Source organism: Curtobacterium sp. ODYSSEY 48 V2 (assembly GCF_023712625.1).
Classification (GTDB): Bacteria; Actinomycetota; Actinomycetes; order Actinomycetales; family Microbacteriaceae; genus Curtobacterium.
In genome coordinates this window covers 20101-32387 of sequence record NZ_JAMAXX010000001.1, presented here as the reverse complement: position 1 = coordinate 32387, position 12287 = coordinate 20101, and the positions used below count along the sequence as shown (strand labels likewise).

At 73.8% G+C, this 12287-nt stretch carries 9 protein-coding genes; 5 read left to right on the top strand and 4 right to left on the bottom strand.

Translation table 11 applies throughout. From position 1 onward, the window contains the following. The first annotated feature begins 83 nt into the window (after nucleotides 1-83). Nucleotides 84-1007, top strand: a complete 924-nt coding sequence (locus M3666_RS00130; RefSeq protein WP_066652019.1) for an AEC family transporter — start codon at nucleotides 84-86, stop codon at nucleotides 1005-1007. A 334-nt stretch (nucleotides 1008-1341) separates the two neighbouring features. Here M3666_RS00130 and M3666_RS00125 read toward each other — a convergent pair whose 3' ends face one another. The 3 genes from M3666_RS00125 to M3666_RS00115 form a co-directional block, all read right to left on the bottom strand. Beyond that, a complete protein-coding gene (locus tag M3666_RS00125) occupies nucleotides 1342-2178 on the bottom strand; it encodes an exodeoxyribonuclease III (protein WP_066652020.1) in 837 nt (278 codons plus the stop codon). A 213-nt stretch (nucleotides 2179-2391) separates the two neighbouring features. Then, nucleotides 2392-3750 (bottom strand): M23 family metallopeptidase, encoded by a 1359-nt coding sequence (locus M3666_RS16950; RefSeq protein WP_251154127.1) that lies wholly within the window; start codon nucleotides 3748-3750, stop codon nucleotides 2392-2394. A 93-nt stretch (nucleotides 3751-3843) separates the two neighbouring features. After that, on the bottom strand, nucleotides 3844-5532 hold the full coding sequence (locus M3666_RS00115; protein WP_251154126.1) for a hypothetical protein: 1689 nt from the start codon (nucleotides 5530-5532) through the stop codon (nucleotides 3844-3846). A 76-nt stretch (nucleotides 5533-5608) separates the two neighbouring features. Between M3666_RS00115 and pyrE the strand changes: the two genes are divergently transcribed. Both pyrE and M3666_RS00105 read left to right on the top strand, forming a co-directional pair. Beyond that, nucleotides 5609-6160: an orotate phosphoribosyltransferase gene (pyrE, locus tag M3666_RS00110; protein WP_066652024.1), complete on the top strand. Its 552-nt coding sequence runs from the start codon at nucleotides 5609-5611 to the stop codon at nucleotides 6158-6160. Further along, nucleotides 6157-8598 (top strand): hypothetical protein, encoded by a 2442-nt coding sequence (locus M3666_RS00105; protein ID WP_251154125.1) that lies wholly within the window; start codon nucleotides 6157-6159, stop codon nucleotides 8596-8598. The genes pyrE and M3666_RS00105 overlap by 4 nt, the downstream gene beginning before the upstream one ends. Before the next feature lie 146 nt (nucleotides 8599-8744). Here the strand turns inward: M3666_RS00105 and M3666_RS00100 are convergent, their stop codons facing one another. Continuing rightward, complete coding sequence (locus M3666_RS00100) at nucleotides 8745-9698, bottom strand: aldo/keto reductase (protein ID WP_251154124.1); 954 nt, start codon at nucleotides 9696-9698, stop codon at nucleotides 8745-8747. A 91-nt stretch (nucleotides 9699-9789) separates the two neighbouring features. Between M3666_RS00100 and M3666_RS00095 the strand changes: the two genes are divergently transcribed. Beyond that, nucleotides 9790-10434: a HEAT repeat domain-containing protein gene (locus M3666_RS00095; RefSeq protein WP_251154123.1), complete on the top strand. Its 645-nt coding sequence runs from the start codon at nucleotides 9790-9792 to the stop codon at nucleotides 10432-10434. 349 nt (nucleotides 10435-10783) lie between these two features. Then, on the top strand, nucleotides 10784-12079 hold the full coding sequence (locus tag M3666_RS00090; protein ID WP_251154122.1) for a sodium:proton exchanger: 1296 nt from the start codon (nucleotides 10784-10786) through the stop codon (nucleotides 12077-12079). Nucleotides 12080-12287 lie beyond the last annotated feature (208 nt).

Sequence of the window (12287 nt, the reverse complement as noted above, 5' to 3'; positions counted from 1 at the left end):
GTGACGTCACATGTGCGCCGGTCGGCCGCACGCGTTGCCGTCCTGGTCGCCGTCCGTGCCGTCGGGCTGCGAGGATGGGTGCGATGGGTGGCGTGTTGACGGGGTTCGCGATCATCGGCGCGATCATCGCCGCCGGCTACGTGGTCGGGCGCGTCCGCCTGCTCGGTCCGCACGCGCAGTTCGTGATGAGCCGTCTGGCGTTCTTCGTGCTCATGCCGTGCCTGCTCTTCCACACCATCGCCACGGCGCACATCGAGTCCTTGCTCTCCCCGATGCTCTGGGTGTCGCTGGTCAGCGCCGTCACGGTCGGGCTCGTCGCCGTCGCGGTGTTCCGCCTGGTGCTCCGGCGGTCCGTCGCCACGACCACGGTCGGGGCCCTGGCGTCCGGCTACGTGAACGCGAACAACATCGGTCTGCCGGTCGCGGTGTACGTCCTCGGCCAGGCAACCGCGGTCGTCCCGGTCATCCTGCTGCAGCTCGTCGTGCTGGCCCCGCTCGCCCTGACGGTCCTCGACGCGGCGACGGCGGGCGGTGGCGGCTGGCGGTCCCGAGTCGTCGGACCCTTCCGGAACCCGATCATCATCGCCTCGCTCGTCGGGCTCGTGTGCTCCGCGCTCCGCCTCGAGCTGCCGGCGCCCGTGCTCGAACCGTTCTCGTTGGTCGGTGCTGCTGCGGTGCCCGTGGTGCTGCTGTCGTTCGGCATGAGCCTGCACGGCGCGACCCCGCTGCGTGACCGTGCCACACGACCGGACGTGCTCGTGGCCTCGGCGCTCAAGCTGCTCGTCATGCCGGCGGTGGCGTACGTCGTCGCCCGGTTCGTCTTCGGGCTCGACGACCAGGACGTCTTCGTCCTCACCACCCTGGGGGCGCTGCCGGCGGCCCAGAACGTGTTCAACTACGCCCAGCGCTACCAGGCGGCCGTCCCGGTGGCGCGCGACGTGGTGCTCGTCTCGACGATCGGCGCCGTCCCGGTCCTGGTCGTCATCGCCGCGCTCCTGCACCCCTAGCGCGCGGGCGCGCCGACCGCGGGATGCCGGGGCGTGCCCTGCCGGGGCCTGCCGATGTCGACCGGGCCATTCCTGTCACGGTCAGCGGGGTCGGCCGACCGATCGAGCCCGGTCGGTGACCACCGCGCGGCACGTCGTGCACGCTCGCGGTGGTCCGAGCGGGCACAGGGTGGCCTCGAGCGCGCTCGGGGACGACAGGGACGGGCGCGCTCGGAGACGACAGGTACGGGCGCGCTCGGGGACGTCAGCGGCGGGCGCGCTCGGAGATCGCGGGCGCGGGCGCGCTCGGAGATCGCGGGCGCGGCGCCGGCTGTCGGCCGGGACCGGGCCGGCGTCAGAAGATCATCGGACGATCGTCGTCGAGCGAGGTCTCGAGGTCGAGGTCGACCGACACCGGGACGTGGTCGCTCGGGGCGTCGCCCTTGCGCTCGTCGCGGTGGATCGTGGCGCCGACGGTGACGTCCGCGAACGCCTGCGACCCGAGCACGAAGTCGATCCGCATGCCCTCGTTGCGCGGGAAGCGGAGCGACTTGTAGTCCCAGTAGGTGTAGCCCTCGGGCACGAGGGGGCGGACGACGTCCTGCAGCCCGCGGGTCTCGAACTCGCGGAACGCCGCACGCTCCGGCTCGCTGACGTGCGTGGCGCCCTCGAACACCCGGAGGTCCCAGACGTCCTGGTCGAGCGGCGCGACGTTCCAGTCGCCCATCAGCGCGAGCGGGGTGTCCGGTTCGGCGTCGAGCCACTCGGTCGTGCGGTCGGCCAGCTGTGCGAGCCAGTCGAGCTTGTACGTGTAGTGCGGGTCACCGAGCTCCCGGCCGTTCGGGACGTAGAGGCTCCACAGCCGGACACCGTCGACGGTGACGCCCATCGCCCGTGCCTCGACCGGCAGGTCCGGCCCCTCGTGGCCCTTGAGGAAGCCGGGCTGACCGGGGAAGTCGCGGGTGACGTCCTCCATCGGCAGGCGACTGGCGAACGCGACGCCGTTCCACTGGTTCAGCCCGTGCGCCTCGACCTGGTAGCCGGCCGCCTCGAACGCCTCGACCGGGAACTGCTCCGGCTTGCACTTGATCTCCTGCATGCCGAGGACGTCGACGTCCTCGCGCACCAGCCAGTCGACGATCCGGCCCACTCGGGTGCGGACGGAGTTCACGTTCCAGGTCGCCACGCGCATGGGATCGAACCTACCGGTGACGGCTGGCACGCCGCTCGCGCCGGACCAGGAGCTGACACCCGGCGCGTCCGGCCCGACGCCGCTGGCCCGACGATTCTGGCCGGGTGTGCGACATCGCACCCGTCGATCGACAGGTGCGATGTCGGAGTCGCGGCGTGACGCGCGCCGCCCACCGTGCAGCGCCGACGTGCGCCGCCCGCCGTGCGCTCCGGACTAGAGGCGAACGCCCCGCGCCGCCATGAACGGAGCCGGGTCGATCGTGGCGCCGTTGATGTGGACCTCGTAGTGCAGGTGGCAGCCGGTCGAGTTGCCCGTCGAGCCGACCAGGGCGATGAGCTGCCCCGCCGAGACCCGCTGGCCGGGGGAGACCCGGAAGCCACCGTTCACGATGTGGCCGTACGCGGTCGAGACACCGCCGCCGTGGTTGATGCGGACGTAGTTGCCGTACCCGCCGTACCAGCCGACGTACTCGACCGTGCCGGACGAGGCCGCGACGATCGCCGTCGAGCAGCCGCTCGTCAGGTCGAGTCCGTCGTGCTTCGTGACGCGACCGGTGATCGGGTGCACGCGGTACCCGTACGGGCTGATGACGTAGCCACCGCCGGGGCGCACCCAGCCGGTGCCGGAGCCGGAACCGACCCCGCCGCCCCCGCCGCCACCGCCGGCAGCCGGAGCGGGCGCACCGCCGCCGCCACCGCCACCGCGGTTCGCTGCCGCCGCCTGTGCGTCGGCCAGCCGCTGGGCTTCGCGCTGCCGTGCGGCCTCGGCCTCCTGCCGGGCCTTCTCCTCAGCCGCCTTGCGGACCTTCTCACCCTCGGCGAACTCGGCCTCGGTGCGCACACGCCCCGAGGTCAGGGTCGCGAGCTGGGCGTCGAGCCGCGCCTTGTTCTCCTGCTGCTCGTCGTACGCGGCCTGGACCTTGTCGGCGGCTGCCTGGGCCGCCTGCATCTTGCGCTCGGCCTCGGCCGCGAGCTCGTCGAGCGCCTTCGACGCGCGGTCGGCCTGCGCGGTCAGCGACCGGGCGACCGAGGCGTCGGCGCTCGCCGCTGCCTCGACCCGCTCGGCCTGCTCCGACAGCTTGCTCAGGGCGCCGAGGTCGTACAGCAGGTCGCGGGCGTCCTCGCCCTCGGCCAGGACCGACGCCGTCACGTCGGCGCCACCGTGCCGCGCCATCTGCGCCGCGAACTGCCCCGCCTGCGACGCGCTGCGCTCGGCGATCTCGGCGTGCTCGTCGGCCTCGGCACGGAGCTTCTGCTCGGTGGCCGCGGCTTCCTGCGCTTCGCTCTGCGCGTCGAAGAAGTCGTCACCGAGGCGCTTCGCCTCGGCCTCGGCTTCCTGCACCTGGTCCGACAGCCCGGAGATGACCCCGCGGATCTTCGTGATCTGCTCCTGCTTCGCGGACTCCTGCCCCCGGGCCGCCATGACCTCGTCCCACGAGGGGTACTTCGCGGCGCTCGCGCTCGGCGCGTCGACGAGCACCGTCGCGAGCAGGCCGGCGAGGGCCAGGCCGGTGGCGGCGATGCGGAGACGGAGGGCGGGGCGCGGGACGCGGTGGCTTGTGGGACGAGTCACGGGGTCGAGCCTATACATCCGTACAGCCGGCGCGACACGCCGCCGCGCCGCCTGTGGAGAACTCCCGACGGCATCGCGGGCCGCGACCGCGCCTCAGAAGCCCCGCTCGCGACGGATGGCGTCCGCGCTGCCGACCACGTCGCGCTGCAGGACGGCCGCCCCGACCGTGCCCGCGTAGTCGTAGACGTCGAACCCGGTGCAGTGCGTGATGGTCGCCGGCGCCCCGAGCGAGTCCTCGACCGCGGTCGTCCAGACGTCGTTGGCACCGATCACCACGAAGGTCGGTCTGGCGTCCCGGTAGGCGCCGAGGTCGACGAGCCACGGGTAGGTCTCGAACGTGTCCCGGACCTGCAGGAGCTCGACGTCGTCGGACGCGTACGCCGCCAGGGGCCGGACGGTCCAGAACTGCCCGACGCCGGTGACCTGCCGTCCGTCCGCCCAGCGGTCCAGGCAGTCCGCCGGCGCGTACCGGGCCGTCGCGACGGTGCTGACCGTGGTCGGGGCGACGGCCGCCCCACCCAGCAGGACCACCGCCGCGGCGATCGCCGCGGCGAGCTGCACGCCGCGGCGCGGCCGGTGCACCCGGGTCCGACGGACGGCGGAGCGCACGAGCTCGGCGACGGCGACGAGCGCCAGGAGCGGTGCGGTCACGATCGGCTCGAGGTACCGCGGTGTCTCCGACCCGGCGACGACCACCCCGACGGACACCGCCACGACCGTCACGAGCGGCAGCACGGTCGCGACGAGCACGGTCCGCGCGGTCCGCACCCGCCAAGCCCAGACCGTGCCGCCGACGGCCAGCACCACGCCCGCGAAGAGCAGCAGCAGCTCGGCGTCGCCACGGGCCGACCCGGCGCGGTCGTCGGTCAGCGCCGCGAAGAAGGCGAGCGTCCGGCCCGCCTGCTCCGGGTGCACGTAGGTCGACGGGTCGAGCGACACGAACGGGGCGAGCGGGATCCGGAGCAGGTACCCGACGACGGAACCGGCGACGAGGACGGCGGACATCCACCCGGTCGGACGCCAGGGGACGCGTCGCGCGAGCGAGAGCAGCACGAGGGTCACGACGACGGGCGCCGCCGACCACGGGACGTACAACGGGTTCGACGCCGTGGTGCACGCGGCGACGAGGCCGGTCACGACGAGGACGACGACGGAGGCGCGGCCGGTCCGGACCGCGCGGAGCACCAGGACCGCGGTGCCGAGCATGGCGAGCACAGCGCCGTAGTAGTAGGTCGTCGTCAGGAGGAGTGATCCGAGTTCGAGCGAGGTCGCAGTTGCCGTGTACTCCGTGAGCACGATCGCGGTCACGAACCCGAGCGCGACGGCGGACACCGCGATCCTGGCCGACCGGCGTGCGGCCGGCATGAGCTCGTTCGCCGCCGCCCGCACCAGCGCGTACACGGCGAGCAGCACGAGCACGCCGTTCAGCGCCAGCGCCTGCTGCGGGGTCGCGGTGACGAGGGAGCAGAGCAGGTAGACGGGCAGCTCGGGGAAGAAGAACAGGGCCGGTGACATCGCCCAATCGAACGGCTGCCCGAGCCGGATCGACCGTTCGACGAGCGGCAGCAGGACGGAGTCGCCGTCGTACCAGAGCAGGGCGACCCGCTCGGTGACCAGGACGTGGCCGAGGGCGATGACGGCCAGGGCGAGCGCGACGGCGGCGCCCAGTGCCTCCTGGCCGGACGCGACCCACCGGCGGCGCGACGGCGGACCCGCCGGAGCGATCGCGACCGGCTCCGGGACCGCAGCGCGGCCGGACGGGCCGGGCGCGACGGGTGACATGAGCGGAGCGTACCGAGCGAGCCGTGACGCCGCCTGGCGATGGCGTTCCGGGGCCGAGCGACTACCCTTGTGGGCTGTGACCGACACGCGCGACCAGCTGATCCAGCACATCTCCGCAGACGCGGTGTTCCACGGCGACTTCACGCTCACCAGCGGCAAGCAGGCGTCGTACTACATCGACCTGCGCAAGGTGAGCCTCGACCACCGGGTCGCTCCGCTCATCGGCCAGGTGATGACGGACCTGCTGCAGCAGGTGCCGGACGTCGACGCCGTCGGTGGCCTCACCATGGGCGCCGACCCGATCGCGAGTGCCGTGCTGCACCAGGCCGCGGCGCGCGGACTCTCCTACGACGCGTTCGTCGTGCGCAAGGAGCCGAAGGACCACGGCCGCGGCCGCCAGGTCGAGGGTCCGGACGTCCGCGGCAAGCGCGTCGTCGTGCTCGAGGACACCTCCACGACGGGCGGCTCGCCGCTCAAGGCCGCGGAGGCGCTCGAGCGCGAGGGCGCGATCATCGCCGCAGTGGCCGTCGTCGTCGACCGCGACACCGGCGCGAAGGAGCGGATCGAGGCGGCCGGCTACCCCTACTTCGCCGCGATCGGACTGGCCGACCTGGGGCTGAGCGCGTGACCGGGGAGCGTCCGGACGACGCGCGCGATCCCGACCGTCCGTCCGGCCCGACAGAAGGGGCGGACGACCGGGAGGCCCTGCGCGCGTCCGGCTCGGACGCTCCGTTCCGCGGTCTCCGCAGTGCCGCCGATATCTTCGGTGCGCCGCGCGGCGCCGACGAGTGGCCCTCGCGCCGCGAGCGGCGCGAGGCGGAGCGGGCTGCTCGTGAGACCGGCGCGCCGCTGCCGGAGCCGTTCGAGCCGGAGGCCGTCGATCCCGCACCGGTCGATCCCGCACCGGTCGTGCCGGCGCCGGTCGTGCCGGCGCCGCTCGTCGGCGACCGTGAGGCCGGGTCCGGGCCGGGGTCCACGTCCGGCGCTGGGGCCGGATCCGAGTCCGACGAGGATGCCGGGGCGACCCAGGCGATCCACATGGGCGACGAGCTCCGCGAGCCGTCGGAGAACCCGCAGGCGACGGTCGAGCACGAGCGCGAGACGCTCGGGGACCGCATCCCGCCCGCTGCGCCGGTGCCGCCGACGAGCACGGTCTCGCACCCGTCCTCGATCTCGCTGCCGACCGCGATGCGCCACCGGGATGAGCGCGCTGCCGAGAACCGCGCCGTCGACGACGAGCGACGACGTGCCGACCCGTTCGGCCAGGGGCGCAGCGACGTCGACTGGCTCGGGCGGGTCACCGGGTCGCAGCCGGGAACGCCCGCGCCGACGCCGACCGGGCCGGTCGCGCAGCCGCTCGGGGTCGAGAACGTCCTGCCGCCCGCGCCGGCACCCACGAACGAGCCGCCGAGCTTCACCGAGCTGCTGCGCCTGCAGGGAGCGGGTGACGCTGCCCCGGCCGGCGCGACGGAACGGCCGTTCGACTGGGCGATCCGGGACGACGAGACCGGCGAGGTCCCGACGACGCTGACGACCGACAGGTTCGACACCACGGCACTCGGGGCGGGGTCGTGGTCGCTCGCGGACGAGGCGGACGACGACGTGGTCGCGGGCGAGGTCGACACGCCTGCCGGTGGGCTCCCGAGCGGGCTGCTCGCGGCGCCGGTGCCGGCACCGCTGCCGGTACCCGCTCCGGTGCCGACGTCGGCCCCGGCGGATGCGAAGGACGACGACGTGGCACGGACGACGGCGCTGCCGTCGGTGCAGGACGACGACCGGGGCGACCGCGAACACCGCGACGACGATGCACGGACGACGGCGGTGCCGGCCGTGGGCGGTGTCGGACGTGACGACTCCGCTGCGGACGCGCCGATGCCCGTCGCCGCAGCGGCGACCCCCTGGTGGGCGGAGCCCGACGCCACCGTGCCGCCGACCGCGGCGCCGCCGCTGATCGAACCGGCGTCGTCGGACGCCACCGCTGCGTACCCGGCGCACCTCCCGCCGTCCGTCGGCCAGGACCTCCGGGGGCTGGCCGGCGATCGCGACGCCCGCAGCGACCGCCGCGACCGCCGCGACGAGGACGACGTCCACGACGAGCGGTACGACGAGCACCCCGTCGAGCGCCTGCCCGCCGCTGCACCGGACGACCTCGACCAGGACGAGTGGGACGGCCGCGAGACGAGCGACACGAGCGTCATCAAGGACCTGTTCGGCACGGCTGCGGTCGGGCAGCTCGGCGACACCGGGTACGACCCCGAGGACTCGGGGACGCGCATGATGCCCGCGGTCGCCGCTCCGGCCGGCGCTCCCGGTCGTGACGGGACGCCCGGTGCACGCGCAGCAACCCCTGGGACGGCTCCCGACCGCACCGCCTCGGGGAGCACGGCTCCCGGCGACGGCGGCGGACGGGACAACTTCATCAACGAGGGCTTCGGTCGGCTCGCGGGCGAGGGCAAGCGCGGCAAGCAGTTGCTCGTGATCGGCGCCGTCGTGCTCATCGTGGTGCTGCTCGTGGCGGTCTTCGGGCTCACCCGCTGGATCCTCGGGAACTCCATCAGCGAGGAGAGCGCTCCCGCGGCGAGCGCGTCGTCCGCCGCTGCGTCGGCCGCTCCCTCGGACGAGCCCTCGGACGAGCAGTCAACCGAGGCCGCCGCGGCCCCCGCACCGCCGCTGCAGTTCGCGACCACCCAGGCCGCCCCGGGTGAGCACGCCTGGAACGAGCTCGCCGGCGGTGAGTGCCTGTCGCCGTTCACCGACGCCTGGGCGCAGTCCTTCACGGTGGTCGACTGCGCAGCAGCGCACGCCGGGCAGCTGACCGCCCGGATCCAGGTCGAGGCCGGAGCGTGGCCGGGGCCGGACGACCTGGCGGCGCAGGCGGCTCAGGTGTGCCAGACCGCCCAGGCAGTCGACACCGCGGCGGCGGCGCGGTACGGCGACGTGCAGGTGCAGGGCACCTACGCGCCCGACCAGGAGACCTGGGACCGCGGCAACACCTTCATCTCGTGCTTCGCGACGCGCTCGAGCGGCCAGCCGTTGACGGGCTCGCTCGCCCCGAGCGGCACCTGACCCGATCCCCTCTCCGCAAGACGCAACGTCGGCGGTTCCTCGCAGCGTTGTACCGCTGCGAGCAACCGCCGACGTTGCGTTTCGCGAGGGTAGCCGCGCCGCAGGGCCGCGGGCGCGGGGGCGTAGGGCGGGGTGGGCGGCGCCGGTCAGGACGCGGCGGGGACCCGCGCGGACGCCTCGTCCAGGGTGCGGAGCTCCTCGGCGCCCAGCTCGAGGTCCGCGGACGCCAGGAGCGCCGGCAGCTGCTCCATGTTCCGCGCGCTCGCGATCGGTGCGACGACGTCCGGCTGGGCCTGCAGCCAGGCGAGGGCGACCGATGCGATCTCGGCCTCGTGCGCCTCGGCGATGCGGGAGAGCGCGTCGACCACGGCCAGTCCCTCGTCCGAGAAGTAGCCCGACACCTGCCCCTCGCGGTCCTTGCCGGCGAAGTCGTCCTTCGTGCGGTACTTCCCGGTCAGGAACCCGGCGGCGAGGGCGAAGTAGGGCACGACCCCCAGGCCCTCGGACGCTGCGAGCGGGGCGATGTCCGACTCGTAGGGCTCACGGGTGACGAGGTTGTAGTGCGGCTGGATCGCGACGGGCAGCGCCAGCCCGTTCTCCTTGGCGATGCGGATCCACTCCTCGGCACGCGGACGCGAGTAGTTCGAGATCGCCGTGTACCGGACGAGGCCCTCCTGCACGAGCTGGTCGAACGCGCGGACGGTCTCCTCGAGCGGGGTGTCCTGGTCGTCGAAGTGCGCGTAGTACAGGTCGATCCGGTCGGTGCCCAGCCGCTCGAGGCTCGCGCGGGCAGCCGCAGCGACGTTCGACGCGGACAGGCCGCTGTACTGCGGGTGCTGCGAGACCTTCGTCGCGACCACGACGTCGTCGCGCTTCCCGGAGGCGCGGAGCCACGAGCCGATGACGCGCTCCGACTCGCCGCCCTCGTTGCCCGGCGCCCACGCGGAGTAGACGTCCGCGGTGTCGACGAAGTCGCCGCCGGCCGAGGTGTACGCGTCGAGCACCCGGTGCGAGGTCTGCTCGTCGGCGGTCCAGCCGAAGACGTTGCCGCCGAGGGCGAGGGGGAACACGTGCAGGTCACTGGTTCCGATGCGGGGCATGGGGAGTCCTTCCGGTGCGGTACGGGTCTCGTCCACGCTATGCCCCGGCTCCGTGCACGTGACCAGCGGGTACCCGGTGTTGCATGAGGGGATGACCACCCTCGCCGACGACCTCACCGACCCCCGCTCGTCCGTCCGACTCCGTGCCGTGATGGCCGCCGGCACCGAGGCGAGGCCGTCCGACCTCGAGGTGCTCGTCGAACGCTGTGCCGTCGAGCCGGACCTGCAGGTGCGCGAGGCCCTGACCTGGGCGCTCGTCAGGCTGCCGGCGGAGACCGTCGTGCCCCGGCTGACGCACGAGCTGCACCGTCCGGAGGCGCAGGCTCGCTCGCAGGCGCTCCACACCCTGTCGAAGATCCGCGACGGGTCGGTGTACCCCGAGGTGGCCGACCGGCTCGGCGACGACGACCCCGGTGTGCGTCGGACGGCCTGGCGCGCGGCCGTCCTGCTCGCTCCGGCCGAGGAGGGTCCCGCCCTCGCCCGACGCCTCGCCCGCGAACTCGGTCAGGATGACCGGGAGACCCGACTCGCGCTGAGCCGTGCGCTGGTCTCGCTCGGCGAGGACGTCGTCGCCCCCGTCCTGGCAGACGCGTCCGATCGTCGCGGTGAGGCCGTCCGCGCGCACGTCGACGAGACCGAACGACTGCTCGCCGACCCGGACGCCGGGTCGGCGCTCGCACTCGAACGCGCCCGTCGCGAGATGGCGCTCGGACGCGGTAAACGCGCCTCCGGGTGACCACCTGACGGACGGGAGGCCCGTGGCTGCGCCGCCACGGGCCTCCCGTCCGACGCGCGGTGCGCCACGAGCGCGTCCCGCCGTTCCGGGGCGGGCCGCGGAAGACCCGGATTCGGGTCGACGAACAGGTTCGATCGGCTTGCGCACGCGGATCGGAGCGCGCCAAGGTGGACGGCGAAGGGGAGTAGCTCCCAGCGCGTGCATCGACACACTGGCCATCACGACGATCGGCCCGGTGCACCACCTGCCGGTCCCACCCGGCGGGCGAGCGAGACCTTCGGCCGTTCTGCCGTGCCGAAGCGCTCCCCACCCCTGCGCGATCGGTGCGGCCCGACCAAGGGACCATCCCGTGATCGACACCTCACCCGTCCGCGTCGTCGATGCCGACGCACCGCCCGCCCGCATGGGCCGCAGCGCCTGGGGGCGCATCGCGATCTGCATCGTGATCGCCCTGCCCGCCGTGGTCTTCCGCGTCACGGGCTTCGCCCCGAACCCCGTCGTCGACCTGCTGGTCTTCGGCGGTGCGGTGGTCGCCGCCTCGTTCCTGCTCGCCTGGGCCGCCGAGGCCGCGCAGAAGGACATCTCCGGCGCGCTCGCCATCGCGATCCTCGCGCTCATCGCCGTGCTGCCCGAGTACGCCGTCGACCTGTACTACGCGTTCCGCTCCGGGTACGACCCGTCGTACGAGCAGTTCGCCGCCGCGAACATGACCGGCTCGAACCGGCTGCTGCTCGGGTTCGGCTGGCCCCTCGTCGTGGTGATCTCGCTGCTCGTCGCCCGCCGGTACGTCCGCGCCGGCACCCTGCCCCGGTCGGCGACGAAGGTGCTGCAGCTGGAGCAGTCCTCACGGCTGGACATCGGCTTCCTGGCGCTCCTGGCGGTCGTCGCGTTCCTCATCCCGCTGATGGGCTCGATCCCGCTGTGGTTCGGGTTCGTGCTGCTCGCCGCCTTCGTCGCGTACCTGTGGCGGGCATCGCAGGCGCCGGACGACGGCGGCGACGAGGAGATGGTCGGCATGGCCGGGAACATCGCCTCGATGCCGCAGCGTGCGCGCCGCTGGACGATCGTCGCGCTGTTCCTCGTGGCCGCCGCCGTCATCCTGTCGTCGGCGGAGCCGTTCGCGGACGCACTCGTCGAGTCGGGGAGCGCGCTCGGCATCGACAGCTACTTCCTCGTGCAGTGGCTCGCGCCGCTCGCGACCGAGGCGCCCGAGTTCATCGTCGCAGCGCTCTTCGCCCTGCGCGGGATGGGCGGCGCGGCGATCGGGACGCTCATCGCGTCGAAGGTCAACCAGTGGTCGCTGCTCGTCGGGACGCTGCCGATCGCCCACGTGCTCGGTGGCGGGACGACGGGCGGGCTGCCGCTCGACGGTCGGCAGGTCGAGGAGTTCGTGCTCACCGCGTCGCAGACCGTGCTGGGCGTGGCGATCATCATCGCGCTGCGCTTCCACCGGTGGTCGGCGATCGCGCTCGTGGCGCTGTTCGCGGTGCAGTTCGTGGTGACGGACACGAGCGGGCGGTGGGTGCTGAGCGGGGTGCACGTGGTCGCGGCGCTCGTGGTGCTGTGGATCAACCGGAAGGACATCGTGCCGACGTTGCGGGCGCCGTTCCGGCGGGCCGGCGCCGCCGGCGCTCCGGCCGCGTAGGCGGCGGCGTGGCTCCGCCCGCGGCTGCGGCGGCTGCGGTCGGTTCCGGTCGTACGACCTGCCGTCGGCGGCCGTTCCGGTCGCACGACGTGCCGTCGGCGGCGGAGGTGAGCGGCATGTCGTGCGACGGGAATCGTGGGACGGGAGGCTCGGGGCGGGCTGGCACCGGGCCTCCCGTCCGATGGGCGCGCCGGCGGTTCCGGTCGCA

Coding starts and splice junctions, on each gene's coding strand:
- M3666_RS00095 (WP_251154123.1), top strand. CDS start 9,790: ATGACCACCCTCGCCGACGACCTCACCGACCCCCGCTCGTCCGTCCGA.
- M3666_RS00130 (WP_066652019.1), top strand. CDS start 84: ATGGGTGGCGTGTTGACGGGGTTCGCGATCATCGGCGCGATCATCGCC.
- M3666_RS00115 (WP_251154126.1), bottom strand. CDS start 5,532: ATGTCACCCGTCGCGCCCGGCCCGTCCGGCCGCGCTGCGGTCCCGGAG.
- M3666_RS00100 (WP_251154124.1), bottom strand. CDS start 9,698: ATGCCCCGCATCGGAACCAGTGACCTGCACGTGTTCCCCCTCGCCCTC.
- M3666_RS00125 (WP_066652020.1), bottom strand. CDS start 2,178: ATGCGCGTGGCGACCTGGAACGTGAACTCCGTCCGCACCCGAGTGGGC.